This window comes from Klebsiella sp. F11 (assembly GCF_056712265.1).
On the sequence record NZ_CM160060.1, the window covers coordinates 1,991,003 to 2,013,693 of the forward strand.

Annotated in this window: 19 protein-coding genes and 1 pseudogene; 16 read left to right on the top strand and 4 right to left on the bottom strand. The window is 53.5% G+C overall.

Annotated features, from left to right (window positions below):
- Positions 1–34: 34 nt before the first annotated feature.
- Positions 35–358: a TonB family protein gene (locus AC1M2H_RS09835; protein ID WP_480151893.1), complete on the top strand. Its 324-nt coding sequence runs from the start codon at positions 35–37 to the stop codon at positions 356–358.
- 140 nt (positions 359–498) lie between these two features.
- Here the strand turns inward: AC1M2H_RS09835 and AC1M2H_RS09840 are convergent, their stop codons facing one another.
- Positions 499–1,587: a YncE family protein gene (locus tag AC1M2H_RS09840; protein ID WP_480151236.1), complete on the bottom strand. Its 1,089-nt coding sequence runs from the start codon at positions 1,585–1,587 to the stop codon at positions 499–501.
- Between the two features lie 566 nt (positions 1,588–2,153).
- Between AC1M2H_RS09840 and fhuE the strand changes: the two genes are divergently transcribed.
- Complete coding sequence (gene fhuE / locus AC1M2H_RS09845) at positions 2,154–4,358, top strand: ferric-rhodotorulic acid/ferric-coprogen receptor FhuE (protein WP_480151894.1); 2,205 nt, start codon at positions 2,154–2,156, stop codon at positions 4,356–4,358.
- Between the two features lie 380 nt (positions 4,359–4,738).
- The gene (locus AC1M2H_RS09850) at positions 4,739–5,356 is read left to right on the top strand and encodes a dTMP kinase (protein ID WP_480151237.1); all 618 of its coding nucleotides are present in this window, start codon (positions 4,739–4,741) and stop codon (positions 5,354–5,356) included.
- 80 nt (positions 5,357–5,436) lie between these two features.
- Here AC1M2H_RS09850 and AC1M2H_RS09855 read toward each other — a convergent pair whose 3' ends face one another.
- The gene (locus tag AC1M2H_RS09855) at positions 5,437–5,670 is read right to left on the bottom strand and encodes a hypothetical protein (RefSeq protein WP_480151895.1); all 234 of its coding nucleotides are present in this window, start codon (positions 5,668–5,670) and stop codon (positions 5,437–5,439) included.
- 249 nt (positions 5,671–5,919) lie between these two features.
- Between AC1M2H_RS09855 and AC1M2H_RS09860 the strand changes: the two genes are divergently transcribed.
- Complete coding sequence (locus AC1M2H_RS09860; RefSeq protein WP_480151238.1) at positions 5,920–6,702, top strand: GntR family transcriptional regulator; 783 nt, start codon at positions 5,920–5,922, stop codon at positions 6,700–6,702.
- A 6-nt stretch (positions 6,703–6,708) separates the two neighbouring features.
- On the opposite strand, the gene AC1M2H_RS09865 is transcribed toward AC1M2H_RS09860, so the two are convergent.
- Together AC1M2H_RS09865 and AC1M2H_RS09870 are read right to left on the bottom strand one after the other, a co-directional pair.
- Positions 6,709–7,578: an N-acetylmannosamine kinase gene (locus AC1M2H_RS09865; protein WP_480151239.1), complete on the bottom strand. Its 870-nt coding sequence runs from the start codon at positions 7,576–7,578 to the stop codon at positions 6,709–6,711.
- A complete protein-coding gene (locus tag AC1M2H_RS09870; protein WP_480151240.1) occupies positions 7,575–8,273 on the bottom strand; it encodes an N-acetylmannosamine-6-phosphate 2-epimerase in 699 nt (232 codons plus the stop codon). Before AC1M2H_RS09870 ends, AC1M2H_RS09865 begins: the two co-directional genes overlap by 4 nt.
- Positions 8,274–8,608: 335 nt before the next feature.
- Between AC1M2H_RS09870 and AC1M2H_RS09875 the strand changes: the two genes are divergently transcribed.
- From AC1M2H_RS09875 to AC1M2H_RS09930, 12 genes and pseudogenes are all read left to right on the top strand, one after another.
- Complete coding sequence (locus AC1M2H_RS09875) at positions 8,609–9,622, top strand: Gfo/Idh/MocA family protein (RefSeq protein WP_480151241.1); 1,014 nt, start codon at positions 8,609–8,611, stop codon at positions 9,620–9,622.
- A 28-nt stretch (positions 9,623–9,650) separates the two neighbouring features.
- Positions 9,651–10,920 (top strand): annotated as a pseudogene (locus AC1M2H_RS09880) (ABC transporter substrate-binding protein).
- A 68-nt stretch (positions 10,921–10,988) separates the two neighbouring features.
- Positions 10,989–11,849, top strand: coding sequence for a carbohydrate ABC transporter permease (locus AC1M2H_RS09885; RefSeq protein ID WP_480151242.1), 861 nt, complete (start codon positions 10,989–10,991; stop codon positions 11,847–11,849).
- Positions 11,842–12,669, top strand: a complete 828-nt coding sequence (locus AC1M2H_RS09890) for a carbohydrate ABC transporter permease (protein ID WP_480151243.1) — start codon at positions 11,842–11,844, stop codon at positions 12,667–12,669. Before AC1M2H_RS09885 ends, AC1M2H_RS09890 begins: the two co-directional genes overlap by 8 nt.
- Before the next feature lie 24 nt (positions 12,670–12,693).
- Positions 12,694–13,839, top strand: a complete 1,146-nt coding sequence (locus AC1M2H_RS09895) for an ABC transporter ATP-binding protein (RefSeq protein ID WP_480151244.1) — start codon at positions 12,694–12,696, stop codon at positions 13,837–13,839.
- A gap of 697 nt (positions 13,840–14,536) precedes the next feature.
- Positions 14,537–15,742 (top strand): ribokinase, encoded by a 1,206-nt coding sequence (rbsK, locus tag AC1M2H_RS09900; protein WP_480151245.1) that lies wholly within the window; start codon positions 14,537–14,539, stop codon positions 15,740–15,742.
- A gap of 37 nt (positions 15,743–15,779) precedes the next feature.
- Positions 15,780–16,700, top strand: a complete 921-nt coding sequence (locus tag AC1M2H_RS09905; RefSeq protein ID WP_480151246.1) for a dihydrodipicolinate synthase family protein — start codon at positions 15,780–15,782, stop codon at positions 16,698–16,700.
- A gap of 68 nt (positions 16,701–16,768) precedes the next feature.
- A complete protein-coding gene (locus AC1M2H_RS09910; protein WP_480151247.1) occupies positions 16,769–18,100 on the top strand; it encodes an MFS transporter in 1,332 nt (443 codons plus the stop codon).
- A complete protein-coding gene (locus AC1M2H_RS09915; protein WP_480151248.1) occupies positions 18,081–19,076 on the top strand; it encodes a phosphoglycerate dehydrogenase in 996 nt (331 codons plus the stop codon). Before AC1M2H_RS09910 ends, AC1M2H_RS09915 begins: the two co-directional genes overlap by 20 nt.
- Before the next feature lie 87 nt (positions 19,077–19,163).
- Positions 19,164–20,231: a substrate-binding domain-containing protein gene (locus tag AC1M2H_RS09920; protein ID WP_480151249.1), complete on the top strand. Its 1,068-nt coding sequence runs from the start codon at positions 19,164–19,166 to the stop codon at positions 20,229–20,231.
- Between the two features lie 9 nt (positions 20,232–20,240).
- Entirely contained in the window at positions 20,241–21,740 is a 1,500-nt protein-coding gene (locus tag AC1M2H_RS09925) for a sugar ABC transporter ATP-binding protein (RefSeq protein ID WP_480152315.1), read from the top strand.
- A complete protein-coding gene (locus tag AC1M2H_RS09930) occupies positions 21,730–22,689 on the top strand; it encodes an ABC transporter permease (RefSeq protein WP_480151251.1) in 960 nt (319 codons plus the stop codon). The genes AC1M2H_RS09925 and AC1M2H_RS09930 overlap by 11 nt, the downstream gene beginning before the upstream one ends.
- Positions 22,690–22,691 lie beyond the last annotated feature (2 nt).

Genomic DNA, 22,691 nt, shown 5'->3' on the forward strand with positions numbered 1-22,691 from the left:
AGCCATATGGTTAATTTTAAAACACGGACGCTTCATGAAATCTATCGGACTACTCACCTTCATCCTGCCACTGCTTCTGGCTGGCTGCGCCAGCACGCCATCTGGTAGCACTTCCTCTGCAAATACAGCAATTACCACTCATGATAAGAACGGAAAGTTACTGCCGAATGCCCTGCGGATACAGTTTGATGTTGATGCAGACGGAAGAGTTCAGAATACACAGATCCTTGAATCGACAACTACTCCGGAGCTTGAGCATAAAGTCATCAGTAAAATGAAGAATGAATGGCGGTATGAAAAAGGGAAACCGGGAAAAGATCTCAGAATAGTAGTCATGATTCACCCTCCCAGACGGTAGCACCACCAGGAAGTAGCAAGAAACTTTTGTGACTAGCAGCCTGACGCATCAGGATATGTAAGTAAAGTCCGTAGCGTGCCAAAAGCGGACGTTGCTAATGTAAGCGTAGCAATGCATTACGCTGCTACGCTCATTAGCTCTTACTTAAGCGCAATACGCGCCACGCTATCCTTGCCCTGAGTGGAGCTATCGTCATTAAATGCCTGCTTCAGCGAGACATACAGGGTATTGCCATCCGCAGAGACCAGCAAGCTGTTCGGGTTGGTGTCGAATGACCAGCTGTTTTTCACAGCATAGGTGGTAGCATCAAGCTGCAGTACTTTCTTCGACTCACGCTGAGAGATATAGATCTCATTATGCTTACTGTTGAATTTAATACCCAGCGCATCACCCGGAAGACGTTTGATTACTTTGCCAGTGCGTTCGTCGAAGACCAGAGTGACTTTGCCTTTAGAATCGTCGGTGACGAAAAGGCGACCTGTTGACGGATCATTCGCCATATTCAGGAACAGATATTCTTTTCCATCACCCGCTGTCCAGCGCTGTTCAATTTTGTGGGTTCGTGGGTTAATGACCAAAATTTCACCCGCACCGTTAGCGGCATAAACGTGCTCGGTTACTGGGGAATAAATTATGCCCGTTACCCACTTACCGGCATTCTTGATGGTCGTTTTCAAAGTGAACGTTTTGGTATCCACCACCGAGATAAATCCAGGATCGGCTACGCGCCCTACGTATAGCTCGTCTCCCTGGAGCAGCATTTCACGTGCACCTGGCACATCGCCATCTTTGTCTTTCTTGCCACCCAGCATCAGGCGTTTCAGCACTTTGCCGCTCTGCGCGTCAACTTTCGACACACCACCGTCAAGCGAATTGGTGGTGTAGAAGACGCGCCCTTCGTCTTCCATCGCCATGCCAAAGTTTTTCAGATCGGTGTGGGTTTCACCCTGAGTTTCCAGCGTCAGCGGATCAAGGCGATAAATCATACCGCCATTTACGTTTTTAAAGCCCTGAGCACTGGCTACATACAACGCCTTCTCCGTAGGAGAATATGCCAGTTCATACAGACCATCCCCCAGCACACGCTGAGTCAGTTGCGTATTAAGTGGCTTCACCGCGGCGGCTGGCACTTCTGCTTTTTTGGCCGGTGCCTGGCAAGCCGTCAGGCTTATGGTGGCGATAATTGCAGCGGCAAGCGGAACCTGACGCGGGATGAAAGACAATTTCATTCTTAACTCCATTGATGGATAAAGGGATCACCGTAGGTCGCTGCCTTAACCGGAGGATCGAAGAAAGAATGAGAATAATACGTATTTACTAAAATGACGCAAATGTACGGTCAACCACCGCTTGCTGTGACATGGCAATTCTCGGTGCAATCGCGATTTTTAACCTGAAAACGACCAAATTTGGCAATAAATTGACGACGATAAAAGTGTAAACATCAGCAATCAACAATGTGATTTCTTCGCTATACATTGATTTACAATAATTTACACAACTGGTTACACAATCAAATGAAACCTTTTTAGCTTTATTAAAGCAAATAATTATCATTAGCCTTCGCAGTAACTACTGTTCTTAGCATTAAATGCCACCGTGTTGCGCATCATACGAAAATGTTTAAGCACATTCCGACGCAGTGACATCACCGCACAAAACCTGCGTGAGAAATCGCGTCGCGACGAAGCTGGCATCCGGTGACGAGTTCAATGGTTTGGCTATACGAGAACGCATAGCGCTGCAATTAAAAATAAGAATGAACACAACAACACTCTTTTTTGCGAGGAATACTATGTTTTTAAAACACAGGGAAATCTGTGCGGGTTCGATCGAGCCGCACATCCGTAAAACATTCACCATCTCATTTCTGGCAATGGCGGTACACGTCTTTCTTAACCCGGCCCTGGCGGCAGAAAATACGCAAACTCAGGAAGTCATGGTCGTGAATGCTAATGCTGTTAGCGACGCCACGGCAGCTCAGGACAAGACCGATTACCAGGTTAAAACCACACGGGCAGGGACAAAACTGCTGCTGACACCGCGCGACGTACCGCAGTCCGTCAGCGTGATCACTCAGCAACGTATGCAGGATCAGCAACTGCAGACGGTCAATGACGTTCTCAATAACACCACGGGCATCACCAGTAATTTGATTGACAGTGAGCGAACCTACTACTTCTCGCGTGGATTTCAACTGAGCAACTTTACCTTTGACGGTATTCCTACCTCGGTTGGTGATGCCTGGAACTATGGCGATGCTGCTTCAGATACGGCAATTTATGATCGTATCGAGGTGGTTCGTGGCGCAACGGGCCTGATGACCGGAGCAGGTAGCCCTGCAGCCTCCGTCAATATGGTGCGTAAGCATGCTGACAGCAAAGAGTTTACCGGCACATTTAACGCCAGTTATGGTAGCTGGAATAAACAGCGTTATGTCGCCGATGTCTCCACCCCATTAAATGCATCAGGATCGTTGCGTGGCCGCATCATTGCTGGTTACCAGAATCAGGACAGCTGGCTGGATCGTTATAGCAAAAACACTAAATTCTTCTATGGCGTGGTGGATGCGGATGTTACCGATAATACCACGTTATCGCTTGGGTACGATTATCAGGATGCCGATACCAACGATCCCACCTGGGGCGGCAACCCGGTGTTCTACAGCAATGGTGCCCTGACCCATTACTCGCGCAGCCTGAACTCTGCCGCCGACTGGACCTACTATCATACAACCGCACGCAAAGTGTATGCCGACCTGGTACATAACTTTGATAACGGCTGGACGTTCCGCCTGAACGGCACGCATGCTGAAAACACCTTCAGCGATAAGCTTCTTTATGTGGGATATATGTCATATCCGGATCAGGATACCGGCGAAGGTGCTGATGGTTTTGGCAGCATGGACCGGGGCAAGCGTGAGCTGACCTCCGTGGATGGTTACGTCAGCGGACCTTTTATGCTCTTCGGGCGCGAACATCAGCTGATGGCCGGTATGAACTATAGCCGTCAGCATAATATGACCAACAGTAGCAATGGGCTCACGGATGATGATGCCGGAGATATCACCGCCAGCGATATCGGTATCTTCAACAATCACTGGAATGGCCATATCGCCGAGCCTACATGGGGCGACTGGTATCAAAACGCGGATGACGTCGTGCGCCAGAAGTCGGCCTACACCGCAGCGCGTTTTTCACTGACTGACCCGCTGTCGCTCATTGTCGGTGCACGTTATACGCAGTACAGCACCGATGGTACAAGCGGCAATATGGAAAAAAACAACATTACCCCCTACGCTGGTGTAGTGTATGACATCAACGATACTTGGTCTGCATATGCCAGCTATACCTCTATCTTCCAACCGCAGACCTACCGCGACAGCAGTGGAAAATATCTGGCCCCCGTCACGGGAAAAAGCTATGAAACGGGTCTGAAATCCGCTTGGTTTGATGGACGCCTCACCGCAACCATGGCTGTCTTCCGCATAGAACAAAACAATGTCGGTCAGGCCGTTGATGGCAGTTTTGTCAATAACAGCAGCGAGCAGGCTTATTCTCCAACCAAAGGTGCACGCAGTAAAGGAGCCGAGTTTGAGCTGAACGGCGCACTCACCGATAACCTGCAAATGACCTTTGGTGCAACCCGCTATGTAGCACGTGATTCGGATGGCCGTTATAACCCGGACCAGCCGCAGACCGACCTGAAATTGTTTACCCGTTATCGCCTGCCGATGCTCCAGGCACTAACCATTGGTGGGGGAATAAACTGGCAAAACCGTGTGTTTGAAGATGTTACAGCACCCGATGGTAGCACACAGCGTGTTTACCAGGGCAGTTATCCCCTGACGAGCCTGTTTGCTCACTATCAGATTAATAATCAGGTCTCCGTGCAGGCTAACGTGAATAACCTGTTTGACCGGACGTACTACACATATATGAGTGGCTACGTCTACGGTGAGCCGCGTAATTTCTCAGTTAACGTAGCTTATCAATTCTGATAAAAGGAACCCGCAGCGAGGAGTCGTTTGTACAGCTAACGTCTGCTCCTCGCTCAAAGCTGCCCGTCAATGCCTGTCTGCTTCAAAAGTAGGTTTAGCGTCGGGTATTTTCCGTTTTCTACGCGGATCCCTTAAACTGCATCGCGCAGGTCATGACATAGGGATCGTGACCATGAACGACTGTAATCCAGGGTGTTAGCACCTCTGCCAGAATGTTCATCAGTCTCTGTTTATAAGATCCCTCTATCCGATTCGCGCTGATGCGCCAGGTGCCCCGACGAACGAAGAGGGAGGGCAGCTATTCATACAAAGGAAGTCAGATGCTTTTGCCAGATTTAAGCTTTACAAAAAACCTGTATCAATCGTCATTTGCAGAATGAATGAGTCGTCAGCTGTTTGTTGCTCTGGATGGGCCCAAGGGAGCCGGTAAAACCACGCTGTTGGAAGCCATTACGAAAGTACTAAGGGCAGACAACAAGAAGGTCATCCGACTTTGCGAGAAAAAAAGCGATCTCTACAGGGGGGAAACAATGGCCCTTGTTAACAAACTCGCCAGAAACCCCGCCCTGGATTTGGAATGGGAGGTTTGCGAGCGCTTTGCTGATAGCCGTGCATGGAGTTCCCGGCAGGTGCTGACTAAGCAACCAGCGGACAGCATTATCCTGATGGATCGCTGGTATCCCTCGGATGCCGCGTTTCGTCGGATGGTGCCATTTGCCGAGATTTTACAGCTTAATATGGAACGAAACGTGCGCACGCCAGACCTGCACGTCGGGGTTGTTACTGCGCCTGATATCTCATGGGCGAGGGCCGCAGGCCGAGCGCGTGGGCTAAGTAGTACGGTGATTCACAAGCTGGAAGAGCTCGTTGCTTGCACCCACGCGTTCGAACGAGAAATTGCAAATCACGGCTGGTTTTTAAGCCGTAATGAAGGCGCGATCGAAGACGCAACGATGCAGGTGATTTCTGAGATCTACAGAATGGCTGGATGCCCATAGCTATCGGTTTTGCACGCGACTCTTCACCTCTGTATGAGCCTCAGATTTGTGTCGCCTCAACAAAATCTGACTCCGTCAAACTATAGAGCAGGATCGTCTACTGGGGTGGGATCAGTCCAATGCAATAATCCCAAATAGCAAAAAGCCCGCTTAAGTTTCCTTAAGCGGGCTTCTCTAAATATGGTTCCTCTGACCGGGAGCGCCTTTGCCAGTAACTGGCTAATATGTAAGCTAAACTTGAATTGCCGTTCTGTTAAGACCACCAGAATGACCACCTCTGGATAAAGTAGCAATGCAGTAATATTGTGGCTAATCTTGGTGCATTGGTGAAATAGTTATCATCAACAACCTGGTCTATGAATACGGCCTGGAAGTATCTAAATTATACGTGGCGATTCACAACCGCATGAACGCCTGGTCTCAGACAGTGTACGGCCATCTCGGGGGTCTCAACGTTGCCTTCCGCGATAACGGGGACATCGACGATACCAGTTGGACAAAATGGTATCATCAGCGCTATGCCGGATTGGTAACATCAGGTAATCTTCAAGTATGTCCGGGGAATGGATGGTGAAGGCGTGGAACGAAAATTCATTGAGACACTGAAAACGTATTGCGACGATGCGAATCGCGGGGCCGGACCGCTTTATCTGCGCCTGGAGAGAGGTTTTCGTGACATGATCGGCCGTGGTGAGCTAAAGCCGGGTTATGCCATTCCCAGTGAACGTGAACTTTCAGAACAGTTGAGCCTATCCAGAGTCACGGTTCGGCGCGCATTAAGTGAGCTGGCAAACGCACAGGTCATCGTACAGCGACGTGGGGCGCGCAGCACCGTGGCCGGAAGAGTAGAAAAACCACTCTCATCGCTGACCAGCTTTAGTGAAGATATGATTTCACGCGGTTATCAGCCCGGTGGCCGCTGGCTGGAGAAGGAACTGACGTACGCATCTCCCTCCGAGATTATTGCCCTGAACCTCTCTCCCGGAGCGATGGTATGGCGGCTTAAGCGCCTGCGTACCGTCGACGACCGGCCGATGGCAGTGGAAATTGCGGTGGTGCCGCAGATATTTATTCCTGATATGGATGAACTGAGCGATTCATTGTATGCCGTGCTCCAGCTGCACGGTTTCATGCCGGCACGCGCGTTACAGCGCATTCGGGCTGAGCCGCTGAATCGCGATCACAGCCAGTTGCTGGATATGCCTGTACATAGTCCGGCGCTGCACGTTGAGCGTCACTGCTACCTCGAGGATGGTCGCCCGATTGAATATACCCATACCTGGTATCGGGGCGACAGCTACGATTTTCTTGTTGAGCTCCAGCGCGATATCTCGTCTGGTATGTAACGATCGCTACTGGTGTTGTGCCCAGTCAGCAACACCCAGTAATCCTGCATCGCCGCCGCCCAGCGCGTGAGTCACTGGCAGCTTAAACAGCTCTGAAAGTTCCTGCAGCGCCTTTTGCACCCGGGCAAGCATGCCATCCGCCAGACCCACGCTTCCCCCAATCACCACCTCTTCAATATCGACAACCATCAGCGTATCGGCTATCGCCTGGGCGACCGCTCTGGCGGCGTTATCAATAATGGCGTCGGCCTGCGGGTTTGTACCTGCCAGCGCAAAAAGCTGGCGGCTGTTGAAAGGGCGTCCGAAGAGTGCCGTGGCCTGTCGCGCCAGCGCGGTGCCGGAGGCAACGTGCTCCAGACAACCGGTACGGCCGCAGCCGCAGGTGCCTGACTCCGGGTCCATTGGTGCGATGTTCACCGTCGCATGGCCGATATGCCCGGCGAGTCCGTGTGGACCAATACGCAGCTTCCCGTCACAAATCAGCCCTCCGCCAACGCCGGTAGAAAGCGTGATAAATAGCAGGTTAGCGCGTTGCTCGCGGCGCGGCAGAAACTCTCCCCACGCCGCGGCCTGGGCGTCATTCAGCATGATAACCGGACAGTTAAACTGCTGCTCTAACGCCATCCCGAGAGGAAAGCCTTTCCAGAATGGGATTGTGTTCTGGTTCACCGACCAGACCCGACCTTCCCGCAGGTAGCCCGTCGCCGCTACCGCGACGCGTTCGATCGGATAATCCGACTGCGTGACTTCACGAAGCGCGGTAAGAAACCCCGCTTCATCATAGCGCATAGCGACCTGCCGACGGTCAATGCAGCGTTGACCCTCGAACCAGGCTGCAGAAAGCTTGGTGCCACCAATATCCAGAGCCAGGATCATGCTGACGTTCTCCCGTTAACAACCGCGGCGAGGGCGCTGTTGTACCACTCAGTAATATGTTCAACACGCGTGATAGCCGAACCCACCGTTACCGCAAAGGCTCCGGCCTGAAGCGCAGCCGCCGCATGAGCGGGAGTTCGGGTGCGGCCTTCAGCCATAACACGATAGCCACGCCCGGCCAGTTGGGCAATAAGTTCGAGATCCGGGTGTTCCATCGGCTGATCCGAGGTTTCGGCGGTGTAACCGGAGAGCGTCGTGCCAATCAGATCGAATCCCAGCTCTGCGGCTGCGATACCCTCTGCTAACGTTGAGCAATCGGCCATTACCAGCACGCCGGACTGACGGGCAAGCCGGTAAAGTTCCGCCACGGCTACCGGACGGGGACGCGCCGTGGCGTCAATCGCAATGATACTGGCCCCGGCAGCAATCAGGGCTGATACATCGTTCAGGAAGGGAGTGATGCGCACCGGCGAATCGTCCAGATCGCGCTTAACAATCCCGATAACGGGAATATCCAGGTGTCTGGAAACCTGACGGACATTATCCACTCCTTCAATGCGCACCGCGCCGGCTCCGGCCCGTTCCGCACTGCGCGCCATCGCGACCACGATATCTGTGCGGTCCATCGGTCCATCGGTTACCGGCTGGCAAGATACAACCAGCCGATTTTTGAGTCGATTTATGTCAATCGCCATTTTTTCACTCCTGTTGGTTTTGTCATTGCCAAATAGATAATCACAATAATACCAGATATGTAAATTGGTATTTTTATTTAATACCTGACGCTTCGTGATGGTGCTCTAAATTTGATCAAAAGCACCATAAATGTGCTGGACAACACGAAAAAGCAGGCAGTATAACAGGTTAAATATGTTGATATAATGTGCCTTAAAATGTTAATTGCTTTGATTTTAAAGGATTTTGACTTATTGGTATTAATCTGGCATTTTTCTGGCATGTTAATTGAATTACCGAACAGGTTGCAGGAAGCGTTACTCAATTTTTCAAACCCGGTACTGAGGAAAGTGAAATGACAGACAGCGTGATTAAAGTGTGCGTCATCGGCGCAGGTTTCATGGGCGCAATGCATGCCAGAATCTGGCAGCAGATGTACGGCGTAGAGGTGGTTGGCGTGGCCGATCCGGACTTATCCCGCAGCGAAGCGCTGAAGGAGTGGATCCCGCAGCTGAACTGCTATGAAGATTTCAACCAGATGCTGGAGCAGGAAAAACCAGCCATCGTAAGTATCTGCACCAAAGATGACTTCCATCTTGCTCCCGCGCTCGCGGCGGCTAAAGTGGGGGCGCATATTTTTCTCGAAAAACCGATCGCAGCCACAATGGAAGATGGCGAAGCCATAATCCGGGCAGCGCGTGACGCCAATGTGAAGCTGGGGATTGGCTTCTTGCTGCGCTTCGATCCACGCTACTCCCGTGCTCAGGAAATCCTGGCGACCGGCAGTGCAGGAGAAGTGAGCCATATCACCGCCCGTCGCAACAGCCCTGCGATTGAAGGCCCGGCCCGTTACGGCGGTAGCCTGCCGTTGCCGCTGCACGTCACCGTTCACGACGTTGATATGATCCTCTGGCTGCTGAAGCACGCCAGTCCGGTAAGCGTTTATGCGCAGACCACCAACAAACTGCTGGGTCACCTGGGTACCGAAGATTCAGTTTTCGCCATCATCCGCTTTGACGATGGAACCGTGGTGAATCTGGAAAGCTCGTGGGCGCTGCCGGCGGGTTCACGCACTCTGCTTGACGCCAAAATGACGATTCTTGCGACCAGGGGCCTGATTGAAATTGAATGTGGGGAGTCCGGCCTGTATCACGCTTCTGAAAACATGAACCGCTATATCGACACCCAGCACTGGCCGCTGAGTCAGGGAGAAATCAAAGGCGATCTGCGCGAGGAACTGATGGCATTCCTGGCCGATGTTCGCAGCGGTTCAACCAGCGTGGCAACCGGCGAAGAGGCTAACGAAGCCCTGCGCATTACCCTTGCCATTATGGACTCTGCCCGTACCGGAGAAATTGTCCGGGTCTGACATTTTGACTGAATAACCAGGTGATGAGATGAGCATAAAGAAAATCACGATCGCAGGTATTATCAGCACGTTGCTGCTGGCGGGTAACGCCAGCGCGCAGGAAACCATTCGTGTCCTGCTGGAAGGCCACAGTACCAGCGATTCCATAAAAGCATTATTACCGGAGTTTGAAAAAGAGACCGGTATTAAGGTCCAGGCTGAGATTGTGCCCTACAGCGATCTGACTTCCAAAGCCCTGCTGGCCTTCTCCTCGCACAGCGGACGTTATGACGTCGTCATGGACGACTGGGTCCACGCGGTCGGTTATGCCTCGGCAGGCTATATTGTCCCCGTCGATAAGTGGATGAAGAGCGATAGCGCATTTTATGACAGTACGGATTTCGTTCCGAGCTATGCCGGGACGCTGCGGTTATAAAGAGGGTTACTACGGGCTGCCGGTTTACGGCGAAAGCACCTTCCTGATGTACCGCAAAGATCTCTTTGCGCAGTACGGTATTGCGGTACCGAAAACCTTTGATGAGCTGACGGCTGCGGCGAAGACCATCAAAGAGAAAACCAACGGTCAGGTTGCCGGTATCACGCTGCGCGGAGCGCAGGGGATTCAGAATACCTTTGCGTGGGCTGCATTCCTGTGGGGCTACGGCGGCCAGTGGATCGACAGTAATGGCAAATCTGCCATCTCATCGCCGCAGGCGATTGAGGCGACGAAAGCTTTTGTCAATGTCCTGAAAAATTACGGCCCGATCGGCGCGGCTAACTTTGGCTGGCAGGAAAATCGTCTGGTATTCCAGCAGGGCAAAGCGGCCATGACTATCGACTCAACCGTCAACGGCGGTTTTAACGAAGATCCGAAACAGTCCTCTGTCGTCGGCAAGGTTGGCTACGCGCCGGTACCTGCCCAGCCTGGCGATCGTCCGGGCAACAGCGGCGCGCTTCAGGTTCATGGTCTGTATATCTCCAGCGACAGCAAGAACCAGGATGCCGCCTGGAAGTTTATCAGCTGGGCGACCAACAAGCAGACGCAGGTGAAGTCGGTGGAGCTGAACCCGAACGCAGGCGTGAGCTCACTCAGCGCCATTAACAGTGATGCTTTCACCCAACGCTACGGCGCTTTCAAGGATGGCATGCTGGCGGCGCTGAAGAATGGTAATGCGAAGTACCTGCCGACCGTTCCGCAGTCCACGCAGATCATCAACATTACAGGCATCGCCCTGTCCGAAGCGCTGGCCGGTACGCAGTCAGTTGAAAGCGCGCTGAAGGCAGCGAACACCCGTAACGATAAAGCGCTGTCCCGTTAACCATTTTCAGCCGGTGCGTTTGTGCGCACCGGCTGAAGTGAATTCCTTACGCAGGTCCAGGTAAAACTATGAAAGCAAAACTCACGCAGCAGGCGTTTACACTGCCGTTACTGGTTGTATTGCTGCTGGTTTCGTTCTACACGCTGGGTTACGCCATCTACTTGTCAGTCTACGACATCGATTTGATGTCGCCGCCGCCGTTTGATTTTATCGGCCTGGCGAACTTTATCGAGGTGCTGAAAGAACCACGCATGTGGCTCTCTCTGTGGCACACGCTGGTGTACGTCGTGGGCTCCACGGTAGCAGAGCTGGTACTTGGCAGCGCCATTGCGCTGTTCATCAGCCGTGACTTTGTTGGCCGTAGGCTGGTACGAGCGCTGTTACTGTTGCCGATGATTGTCACGCCCATCGTAGCCGGACTCATCTGGCGTATTTTTTATGATCCCAACGCCGGTTTGTTCAACTGGCTGGCCGGTTTTTTCGGCATCGCCCCGATTGACTGGCTAGGCAACACAAGTACCGCAATGGCATCGCTGATTCTCGCAGATATCTGGCAGTGGACGCCGTTCATTATTTTGCTGGTCTCCGCAGGTCTGGATGCGCTGCCGAATGAGCCTCTGGAGGCGGCAGAGCTGGATGGCGCTCGCGGCTGGCGTCTGCTGGCGTTTATTAAGCTGCCGATGATGAAGCCGATCGTCCTGATGGCGCTATTCCTGCGCATGATCGACGCCTTCAAATCTTTCGACCTTATCTACGTGATGACCCGTGGCGGCCCGGCGCTCGCAACGGAAACGACCAACATGTATGCCTATCTCACCGGATTCCAGGATTTCCGTATTAGCGCGGCGGTGGTGATTGCCATTATCAATACGCTGCTGGTGATCGCGGTCCTGTCATTTGCCAGTAAAAAGGTGATGAAAGATGAGTGATTCCTTGAAGTTTATCTGCCGGAGAGCCGGATTTTACCTCGTGCTGGCCGTGATTCTGGCGTTCTTCCTGTTGCCGATTTACTGGCTGGTGACGATGTCGTTTAAAACCTATATCGACGCCTTTGCCATGCCGCCAAAGCTGTGGTTTACGCCGATTCTTGATAACTACAGACAGGTATTGAGCAACGGCGACTTTGTCCGGGCGTTTGGCAACAGCCTGCTGATCTCGCTGGCGTCGACGTTTCTGTGTCTGGTGCTTGGCGCACTGTTTGCCTACGGTCTGGTGTTCTTCATCGAGCGAAAGGGTCAGGCTAAGCAGTTCATTATGAGTTTACGTTACGCGCCAGCGATCATGCTGGTCATACCGGTCTATTACCTGATAACCAGGCTGGGCATGACCGACAGCTATCTGGTGCTGATTCTGGTGTACACCGTGGCGAATGTGCCTTTCACCATCCTGATGATCACCACCTTTTTTGAAGATATTCCGCCTGAGATCCGCGAGGCTGCCCGCGTTGACGGCGCCAGCGAGTGGCGCGTGTTCCTTAGCGTTATGCTGCCGCTGGCGCGTACCGGGCTGGCGGCATCGGGCGTACTGACGCTGTTCTTTATCTGGAATGAATTCCAGATTGTCCTGACGCTCTCTGGTGACTCTACGCAGACGTTACCCGTCGCGATCACTTCATTCCTGACCTTCCAGGGGACGGAGTGGGGGCCTCTGACGGCAGCAGGAACGCTGGTGATGTTGCCGATGCTGGTACTCGGTCTGATGGTACAAAAACATTTGGTACGCGGTTTAACCATGGGCGGCGTTAAGTAGCTCAGAAGAGAGGAGTTGTAAATTATGTCTGGTATACGTCTGAGCAATGTATTTAAGCGCTTCCATGACACGCAGGTGATTAATCAGGTCGATCTCGAAATCAAAAATGGTGAGTTTTGTGTGTTTATCGGGCCATCGGGATGTGGGAAATCGACGCTGTTACGCATGATTGCCGGGCTGGAAACCATTACTTCTGGAGAGATCTCGATTGGTAATAAGGTGGTAAATCGTCTGGCTCCGGCCGATCGTGGTGTGGCGATGGTATTTCAGAGCTATGCGCTTTATCCGCACATGACTATTTATGACAACATGGCGTTTAATCTGAAGCTAGCGAAAACCGAACCGGCTGAAATTGAACGCCGCGTTATGAATGCGGCGAAAATTTTGCAACTTGAGCCGCTGCTACAACGTCTGCCAAAGGCGCTTTCCGGTGGTCAGCGCCAGCGTGTTGCCATCGGGCGGGCTATCGTTCGCGCGCCCGATGTTTTCCTGTTTGATGAACCGTTGTCTAACCTCGATGCTTCACTGCGCGTCGCAACGCGGGTGGAAATTGCCAAACTGCATCATCAGCTTGGCAACACCATGATCTATGTGACTCACGATCAGGTTGAAGCGATGACGCTGGCGGATAAGATTGTGTTACTGAACAGCGGGGCAGCAATGCTAAATGAGGGCTCGATCGCGCAGGTCGGTCATCCGCTGGAGTTATATCACCATCCGGTGAATGAATTTGTAGCCGGATTCATTGGTTCACCGAAAATGAATTTCCTGCCGGGGGAACTGGTTAAGGGAACGGGCCAGAGCGCCAGAGTACGCCTGGGTGGGGGCGGAAAAGAAATTGAAGTGCAGGTCAATACGGCCGCCACGCGTTCAGGCGAACGGGTAAAAGTGGGCATTCGCCCCGAGCACTTACGCCTCGTCGATAAGCTGGAAGCGCATCTGGTTGGAAAGATTCAGCATATCGAACACCTCGGTGAAGCCGCTTACTTCTATGTGTCCGTTGATGGATTTGATCCTCTGCTGGTAAGACATTCCGAAGAGCAGGATCTGGGGCTGGGTGATGAGGTCGGGTTAGCGATCCCAGCAAATCATGCGCATCTGTTTGATGATAAGGGCGTAGCATTTCGTCGCACAGCCGCCGCGGTACAGAAGCAATTTGCCTCTGTATAAGAGTTGAACTAAGTTTTTATCGAAAAAAGCCCGCTCAGGTTTCCCTGAGCGGGCTTCTCTTAATTTGGCTCCTCTGACTGGGATCGCCTTTGCCAGTAACTAGCTAATATGTAAGCTAAATCTGAATGCTCTTTCTGTCAATACCACCAGAATTAACTATGGGGATATGAATAGTTCGAAAAGGTAGGGGTATAAATAAGGCAATATATTCATATAATTACAGTTCAGTATTATGGGCAATAAAATGCTTCAATCATATCCTACATTAAACTATGGCTATCTTAGGGACACCGGTTAATCCAGTGTCAGACAGATGAACGAGCGTTTTTGATGACACAACTAACATTGTCAAACCCGTTCATGGCATTGAGCATGGGGCAAGGTTCTTGTCTCGCGTTTTGTGAATGGTTTTCTGCATCAGGCGGGGGATAGGCGCTGTGATTGGCATAGCTCAGTCCGGGTGTTGACATGGGATAGTTGGCGATTGATCAGACCACAAAATTTGGACTGATTTCCCTTAGAGCGTTCTCCCATTCCGCGCAGCTATTCAGGATTAACTCTATAACTAACCGATAGTTACATTGTTTCTTTATTGTTTGGTTTTTGTTTGTTTTTGTTTTTTTGATTGTTACAAGATATTCATCACTTTTTAGCCGATGCTGCTACCCTATGCTTCAGTCAGCAACAGGGGGTGAATATGTTTATGGACGAGAGGAGGAGCAATGTCCTTAATTTTCTGGATAAACATAATAGTGCAACGGTAAAGCATCTGGCTCAGTATTTTAACGTAACCAAAGAAACCATACGCAGCGATCTGCGAATACTGGCACAGCAGGGATATATTCAACGCTGTCATGGCGGGGGCATTATTATTCGTAAAAGCCTGCAGTCAAAATTAATTGCCGAGACTGACAATGATTTTGAAGTTTTGTTGAAACATATCAAACAGGGGAAATATGAGAAAGGTTCAGTGGATAATATGAAAAATAAAGTCTGTATTCTCGGCTCTTTTAACGTCGATATCGTGGCGAAAGTGGCACGATTTCCGAAAGGGGGAGAGTCGCTGATGGCGCTGGGTAGCTCTCTTGGGCCGGGCGGGAAGGGCGCAAACCAGGCGCAGGCAGCCAGCCGTGCTGGGGCGAAAGTACATTTTGTTTCTAAAGTAGGGAAAGATCAGTTCAGCCAGTTTGCTATGGACCATCTCTCTTCCTCTGATATTTATTCTTTTAAACTTTATCAGTCAGAAGAAGAGCCAACGGGCAGTGCGATTATTTATGTTTCACAGGAGAATGGCGAAAACATGATCGCCATCTATTCCGGTGCAAATAAAACAATTAGTGAAAAAGAAATCGCGGAACTGAAAGAAGAGCTGGAAGATGCCAGCGTTCTGTTACTACAACTGGAAAATAATTTTTTCGCCACGCTGAATGCCATGAAGCTGGCAAAAGCGCTGGGAGTCAAAGTCATTATGAACCCGGCCCCTTATTCCGCTGATATTATCCCAGCGCTGGAATATATGGATGTTATTACGCCTAATGAAACGGAAGCGTCGCTGCTTTCCGGAATTGAGGTGACCAATCTGGAGAGCGCCCGTCGTGCTGCCACTGCCATCGCCGAACTGGGGGCTCGTTGCATCATTATCACTATGGGTTCCCGCGGCGCGCTGCTGTATGAGAATCAGCAGTTCCAGCACATTCCCGCTTTCCCCGCAGTGAGTATTGATACCACAGGTGCAGGAGATGCCTTTAACGGCGCGCTGGCTGCCTCAATTGCCGACGGTCAGCCGCTGGTGCAGGCGGCGACCTTTGCCTCTGCCTTTGCCTCGCTGGCCGTTGAACGCGAAGGCGCATCGAATATGCCGGAGCGCCAGCAGGCGCTTAACAGGCTGAAAAGCAAAATTTAATCGTTTTCTGGCCACTCTGTGGCCGTAAGGAGAAAAAATGAAAGAGATTAACGGTGTTGTACCAGTCATGCTGACCCCATTTAACGCGCAGAACGATATCGACTGGCCTGGCCTGGAGCGCCTGATTGAGTGGTACCTGCAGAAGGGCGTTGACGCTCTGTTCGCAGTATGTCAGTCCAGCGAAATGCAGTTTTTAGCTCTGGAAGAACGCGTACAGCTGGGACGTTTCGTCGTGGAGAAAACCGCAGGTCGCGTGCCGGTGATTGTTTCCGGGCATATCAGTGATGATATAGACGATCAGCGCGAAGAGCTGCTGGCGATGGCCGATACCGGTGCCGATGCATTAGTGCTGGTTACCAACCATCTCGATCCGAAGAACCAAGGCAGCGAGGTGTTCTACGCCACTCTGCAAACCCTGCTGGACGCGCTGCCGGAAAGCCTGCCGCTGGGGCTCTACGAGTGCCCGGCGCCTTATCGCCGCCTTCTGACGGATGATGAGTTCTCATGGTGCGCCCGTAGCGGACGTTTCGTGGTGCTGAAGGACGTAAGCTGCGATCTGGACACGGTAAAACGCCGCGTGGCGCTGGCCGAAGGGACGCGGCTGAATATCATTAACGCCAACGCCGCTATTGCCTGGCCCGCCATGCAGGCCGGTTCAAAAGGTTTCAGCGGGGTATTTACCAATTTCCATCCTGAGCTGTACGTCTGGCTTTATCACCACCACGGGAAAGATCCGGCTCTGGCCAATGAGCTGGCGACGTTCCTTTCTCTTGCTGCCGTGTCGGAAACTCTGGGTTATCCGAAGAATGCCAAAATCTACCATCAGCGCCTGGGCACCTTCGAGAGCGAAGCCTGCCGGGTAAATAAAGAAAATGTGCTGGAAAAATTTTGGGGGCTGGGGGTGATTCTCGACCAGATCCGCAGCGGAACAGAATTCTATAACAATAAAATTAGCTGATTTATCTACCCTGTACCAGCACCAGAGGCTATGCATCTCTCTGGCGCCCAAAAATGAAGGTGCATTCAATGAGTAAGCAAGCCATAAACGATAGCGTATTAGTCCGTGCGGTAAATAAAGCAAAATGGCGGATTATTCCCTGCCTGATAGTGATGTACCTGATGTCATACCTTGACCGGGTGAACGTCAGCTTTGCCAAATCGGCCTATCAGGCGTCTACCGGTATTTCCGATGCGGCCTTTGCCTTTGGTGCCGGGATCTTCTTCCTCTCCTACGCGCTGTTTGAATTACCCAGCAACCTGCTGATGCACCGCGTCGGCCCCCGCGCCTGGCTGGTAAGGATTATGGTCACCTGGGGACTGGTTTCCGCGGCAATGTCCTTTGCCTGGAACGAGCAGACCTTTTATTTTCTGCGCGTGCTGCTGGGTATTGTTGAAGCCGGATTCTTCCCTACGGCGATCTATTTTATTGCCCAGTGGTTCCCTTCCCGTTTTAGGGCACACATTATGGGAATCTTCTATTTTGGTTCTCCGATTGCGCTGATTATTGGCGGTCCGATTTCCGGTCTGTTGCTGGATCTGCACGGCTTTGGCGGCTGGGAAGGCTGGCAGATTATGTTTGCGGTAGAAGGTCTGGCGGCTACTGTGTTGGGCGTGGTTCTGTGGTTCTTCCTGCATAACTCGCCGCAGGAGGTAAGCTGGCTGACTGCGGAAGAGAAACAGGCGCTGACCGCCGCGCTCGACGAAGAGAAAGCCGACAAGGCTCGCGCCGGACATACCCGCTTCATCGACGCGATTAAAAGTCCGATACTGCTGCACTTTGCCGCTATCTACTTCCTGATCCAAATCACCGGGCTGGGCGTCGCGTTTTATCTGCCTACCCAGGTTGCCGCGCTGCTGGGCGTAAACATTGGTCTGATGGTCGGCCTGGTTACCGCGATTCCTTGGCTGTGCGCGTTGGTTGCCGGAGCCACCTGGCCGGGGCTGGCCGCCCGTCTGGGGCGGGCCCGCCTGTTTGGAGCCATCTCGCTGTGCTGCATTGCGTTTGGTCTGGTCGTCTCCGCCCATGCTTCACCGCTGTTAGCCATTGCAGCACTCAGCTTCGTTACGATGGGGATTATGACCGCCCAGCCCATCTTCTGGACCTGGCCTACCCGCTACTACGGCGGTGCGGCGGCGGCGGCAAGCTTCGCCCTGATCAACAGCTGCGGCGCGGTAGGGGGCTTCGTTGCGCCGAACCTGCGTACCTGGGCCGAAATCTACTTCCAGACGCCGGCTGCCGGTCTCTACGCGCTGGCGATTGCCGCCGTGATTGCCGTCGTCCTGTTCGTTTTACTGCCTTCAGCAGAGAAAAAAACATCAGAAATCAAAGGAAAGAATTATGAACGCAACAACGCCTGAAAAAATCTTAGTGTTAACCGAGCAGTTTAAAAACAGCGATCCTATCTTCGATCCGCTGCGTCAGGCCGGCTATGACGTTGAGGTAAATGAAACCTTCAGGCTGCCCAACGAGCAGGAACTGATTAGCAAACTTCAGCAGAACGTGGTGGCGACCATTGCCGGGGGCGAACCCTATACCGAAAACGTCTTCGCTCAGGCCGCTAATCTGAAAATCGTTGCCCGCTGGGGTGTTGGCTACGACAAGGTAAACGTACCGGCGGCTACCGCTGCCGGAGTGCCGATTGCGATGGCGTTTGGCGCCAACCATGAAAGCGTGGCTGAATTCGCCTATGCGATGGCGCTGACTCTGGCCTGTCGTCTGCCGCAGCGTGATGCGATGGTCAAGCGCGGCGAGTGGTTCTTTGACGGCTTCCACCCAGGTCTTTGGGGGCGTACCGCGGGCGTGATCGGCCTGGGCCGCATCGGCTATGCCATGGCGCGCCGCTGCCATGCGGCGGAGATGCGCATCCTGGTGTGCGATCCATGGGCCAGCGACGAACTGCTGGCCAGTCTGAACGCCGAGAGGGTCGATTTGGAAACCCTGCTGCGTAACGCGGATCTGGTATCGGTGCATGCGCCGTCCACCCCGGAAAGCCGCCATACCATTAACGCCGATACCCTGGCGATGATGAAACCCGGTGCGATCCTGGTGAATACCTCTCGCGGCCCGCTGATTAATGAAGAAGCACTGGTTGAGGCGCTCAAAAGCGGCCATCTGGGCGGCGCGGGGCTGGACGTCTACGAAGTGGAACCGTTGCCGGCCAGCTCACCGCTGCGCCAGTTCGACAATGTTCTGCTTTCACCACACGTTTCCGGTATGGACCGCATGGCCGAAAGGCTGGTCACCGAGCGTTGCATCAACAACATCCTTAATTACCTGAAAGGAGAGAAAGACGCCCTGAAACCTTACGTTATCAACCCAGAAACTCTGAAGTAACGGGCATGCCACACCGGTGAAAACCGGTGTGGGCTATGCCTGCACCAGTGAACGCGTACCCTACATAACATTAAAAAAGGTCATCTAATGAACCGTAAAAACCGTTATATCGCAGCGTTGTCACTCTTTTCTACTCTCTCTGCTTCTGCCTTCGCGGGCACCAGCCCGGCGGATACCACGATCGCTCTCAGCAACTCGTTTGCCGGAAATACCTGGCGCCAGCAGATGATTACTATCTGGAACCAGGCAGCGGAAGACGGCATCAAGCAGGGGTTAGTGGCAAAAACCAAAGTGGTCAACGCCGATAACTCCGCGCCGCAGCAGGCCAGCCAGCTGGAAAACCTGATCCTTGAAGGATGGAAGGCGGTAGCGATTGATGCGGCATCGCCCACCGCGCTGAATGGGTCGATCCAGGAAGCCTGTAATCAGGGCGTGGTGGTGGTGGCGTTTGATGCGCAGGTTACCGCGCCCTGTGCCTACAACGTGGTGTACGACTATAAAAAAGTCGGGGAGATCCCGGCGCAGTTTATTGTCGACAAGCTGAACGGTAAGGGTAACGTCCTGGTGGTGCGCGGACTGGCGGGAACCTCAATCGATGCCGATGAGTGGGCCGGGGCACAGAGCGTGTTTAAGCGTTATCCGGGTATCAAGGTCGTCGGCATGGTCAACGGCAACTGGACGGAAAGCGTAGCGCAGAAAGAGGTGTCGGCCATTCTGCCTTCCCTGGTACAGGTTGACGCGGTGCTGGGCCAGGGCGGCGACAGCTACGGGATCTATCAAGCCTTTAAATCTGCCGGACGTAAAATTCCGTTGATTACTCTTGGTGGTCGCAGCGAAGAGCTCGCGCTGTGGAAAAAACTGAATGATGAAACGTCCGGCGGCTACGATAGCGTTTCCTCCTCCACCGTTCCGGGCGTTTCTTCCGTCGCATTCTGGATCTCGCAGATGGTGTTGTCAGGTAAAGAAGTCCCGAAAGTTATTCATATGCCGCTGCTGAAAATCAATGTGAAAGATATCGAACAGTGGATTGCTGCTACGCCGGACGGCAGCGTAGCGACCTCCGTCTATACCCGCGAATGGACCGAGCAGCTGGTTAAAGCCAACCTGGCTAACAGCCCGCTGCCTGAATCGCCGCTGCCAGCTGGTAAGAAGTAAATGGCAGAGATGTTCAGTTTCGAGCCGGCTCCACCGCATGCCGAGCACGAAATTATCACTCTTGCAAAGGTGTCACGGCATTTCGGCGCCGTGACTGCCCTGGCGGAAGCCGATCTGACTATCCGTGCCGGACGTATGGTCAGTATTCTCGGTCATAACGGGGCAGGAAAATCCACGCTGATTAAAATTCTGGCCGGTACGCTGCTGCCGTCGGCGGGCAGCATTCTTATCGCGAATGAGGACGTTTCGGCGCACTACAGCATGCGGCTGGCCTATCAGCGCGGCATCCGCTGCGTGTTTCAGGAACTGTCTCTCTGCCCGAACCTACGGGTATTTGAGAATATCCGCGTGCTGCACGGCGATCTGGGCGGGTTCGGCTGGCGCCGGCGAGCGAAGGCGCTGAGCGCAGGCGCGCTGGATCTGATCTTCCCTGGCCACGGTATTGATGTGAATAGCCTGGTCAGCGATCTGACGCTTTCTCAGCGGCAGATGGTGGAGATAGCCCGCGCCTTTACCGTCACCGCGACTCCGGTGCGGGTGATTATTCTCGATGAGCCCACTTCGTCGCTCGACCCGTCGGCGGCGAAGCAACTACTAATGTTTACCCGCAAGGTTCGTCAGTACGGTATTGCCTGTATTTTTATCTCACATAAGCTGCGGGAAATCGTCGAGTACAGCGACGATATCGTCATCATGCGCGATGGGCACATTTCGGCACTGGAGGCTTCGCAAGGCTTATCAGAAGCCGACCTGATCGATCGTATGGGGATGGTGACCGCTGGCGTGCTGGAGAGTATTCCTCCGCCGCGGCAGCAGGATCAGGGGCAGCGATGCGTAGAGCTGGCGACCACCCGCAACAGCGAGATGCCGTTTTACGTGTGCCCCGGTGAAGTCGTGGGGCTGGCCGGGCTGGCGGGGCAGGGCCAGCGCGAGCTGCTGTTGCGCATTCTCTCCGGCGCCCGTGGTAAAGACCGGCAGATGCAGGTTACCGGCAGCGCGGTATACGTGGCCGGAGATCGTCAGAACGAAGGGCTATTCCCGCTGTGGTCGGTGGGCGAAAACCTGACGATTGGCCTGCTGGATAAGCTGAGCCGCGGTGGGATGATCGATCTGGCGGCAGAGCGGCAGGTGGCCTTGACCTGGCGCGAGAAGCTCAGCATTCGCGTGCCGTCGGTTGATGATGCTATTAGCGGACTGAGCGGCGGCAACCAGCAGAAGGTGCTGGTGGCGCGGGCGTTGGCCTGTGAGCCGGATGTCGTTCTGCTTGATGACCCGCTGCGCGGCGTGGACGTCCACACTAAAAATGAACTCTATCGCGAAGTTCGCGGCAGACTGAGCGGCGGCTGTAGCTTTGTCTGGTTTACCACTGAAAATGCCGAACTGACTATCTGCGACCGCATCTACGTCTTTAAGGACGGCGCGATCACCGACTGCTTCGCCCAGCATGAATACAGTGAGGACCGCTTAATTCGCGCTTCTTTCCGTGAGGGGGGTGTCAATGTCCGTTAACCCACTGAATCCACCGGCTGCATACCGTATTCCGCTGGCTACTCTACGCACGGCAATCCCGCTGGTCGCGCTGGTACTGTTGCTGGCGCTAACCCTGTGGCTCCAGCCACGCGTGATGTCTTATTTTGGCTGGACGCTGCTGCTGAAGTTTTCCCTGCCGCTGATCTTTGCCACCCTGGCGCAGCTCTGCGTGCTGACGCTGGGCGATGTCGATCTGGGCATTGGCTCCTTTATATCGCTGGTCTGCTGTATCACCGCCACGCTGTTGCAGACAGACCCGCTGCTGGGCTGGCTGGCGCTGGCGCTCTGCGTGCTGCTATATGCCGGGATGGGGATATTGATCCATTGGCGGCAGCTGCCTTCGATAGTGATGACCTTGGGTGCCGCTTTTGTCTGGCTGGGCGCCGCGCTGTTGGTGCTACCCAGCCCGGGCGGGCAGGCTCCGGTATGGCTGTCACAGATCACCAGCTGGCGGCCGCCCTTCGTGCCGCTGCCGGTGCTGGTGGCGCTGGTGATGGCGGTGCTGGGCCATTGGCTGCTAATGCGTAGCGCGATGGGGACGATCCTGCGTGGGGCGGGTGGTAATCAGGCGGCGATTGCCCGGGCGGGCTGGTCGCTGGTGACGATCCGCGCGCTGCTTTATGGCCTGGCGGGTGTACTTGGCGTTGTTGCCGGACTCGTGCTCACCGGAATCAACACCACCGGCGATCCCTGGGTTGGTAATCAGTACACCCTGCTGGCAATTGCCGGAGCGATCATCGGCGGCGCGGAGTTCAGCGGCGGGATCATCTCGCCGATTGGCGCTGTGGTTGGGGCGATCATTATGCTGCTGACGGGATCTGTGCTCTCTTTTCTTAACGTCTCTACCGACTGGCAGCTGTGCCTGCAGGGGGGATTACTGATCATGGTGCTGAGTTTGCGCGCCTTTACCGCGCGGCGGGGGGGCTGAGT

Coding starts and splice junctions, on each gene's coding strand:
- AC1M2H_RS09835 (WP_480151893.1), top strand. CDS start 35: ATGAAATCTATCGGACTACTCACCTTCATCCTGCCACTGCTTCTGGCT.
- AC1M2H_RS09840 (WP_480151236.1), bottom strand. CDS start 1,587: ATGAAATTGTCTTTCATCCCGCGTCAGGTTCCGCTTGCCGCTGCAATT.
- fhuE (WP_480151894.1), top strand. CDS start 2,154: ATGTTTTTAAAACACAGGGAAATCTGTGCGGGTTCGATCGAGCCGCAC.
- AC1M2H_RS09850 (WP_480151237.1), top strand. CDS start 4,739: ATGAGTCGTCAGCTGTTTGTTGCTCTGGATGGGCCCAAGGGAGCCGGT.
- AC1M2H_RS09860 (WP_480151238.1), top strand. CDS start 5,920: ATGGATGGTGAAGGCGTGGAACGAAAATTCATTGAGACACTGAAAACG.
- AC1M2H_RS09865 (WP_480151239.1), bottom strand. CDS start 7,578: ATGATCCTGGCTCTGGATATTGGTGGCACCAAGCTTTCTGCAGCCTGG.
- AC1M2H_RS09870 (WP_480151240.1), bottom strand. CDS start 8,273: ATGGCGATTGACATAAATCGACTCAAAAATCGGCTGGTTGTATCTTGC.
- AC1M2H_RS09875 (WP_480151241.1), top strand. CDS start 8,609: ATGACAGACAGCGTGATTAAAGTGTGCGTCATCGGCGCAGGTTTCATG.
- AC1M2H_RS09885 (WP_480151242.1), top strand. CDS start 10,989: ATGAAAGCAAAACTCACGCAGCAGGCGTTTACACTGCCGTTACTGGTT.
- AC1M2H_RS09890 (WP_480151243.1), top strand. CDS start 11,842: ATGAGTGATTCCTTGAAGTTTATCTGCCGGAGAGCCGGATTTTACCTC.
- AC1M2H_RS09895 (WP_480151244.1), top strand. CDS start 12,694: ATGTCTGGTATACGTCTGAGCAATGTATTTAAGCGCTTCCATGACACG.
- rbsK (WP_480151245.1), top strand. CDS start 14,537: ATGTTTATGGACGAGAGGAGGAGCAATGTCCTTAATTTTCTGGATAAA.
- AC1M2H_RS09905 (WP_480151246.1), top strand. CDS start 15,780: ATGAAAGAGATTAACGGTGTTGTACCAGTCATGCTGACCCCATTTAAC.
- AC1M2H_RS09910 (WP_480151247.1), top strand. CDS start 16,769: ATGAGTAAGCAAGCCATAAACGATAGCGTATTAGTCCGTGCGGTAAAT.
- AC1M2H_RS09915 (WP_480151248.1), top strand. CDS start 18,081: ATGAACGCAACAACGCCTGAAAAAATCTTAGTGTTAACCGAGCAGTTT.
- AC1M2H_RS09920 (WP_480151249.1), top strand. CDS start 19,164: ATGAACCGTAAAAACCGTTATATCGCAGCGTTGTCACTCTTTTCTACT.
- AC1M2H_RS09925 (WP_480152315.1), top strand. CDS start 20,241: ATGTTCAGTTTCGAGCCGGCTCCACCGCATGCCGAGCACGAAATTATC.
- AC1M2H_RS09930 (WP_480151251.1), top strand. CDS start 21,730: ATGTCCGTTAACCCACTGAATCCACCGGCTGCATACCGTATTCCGCTG.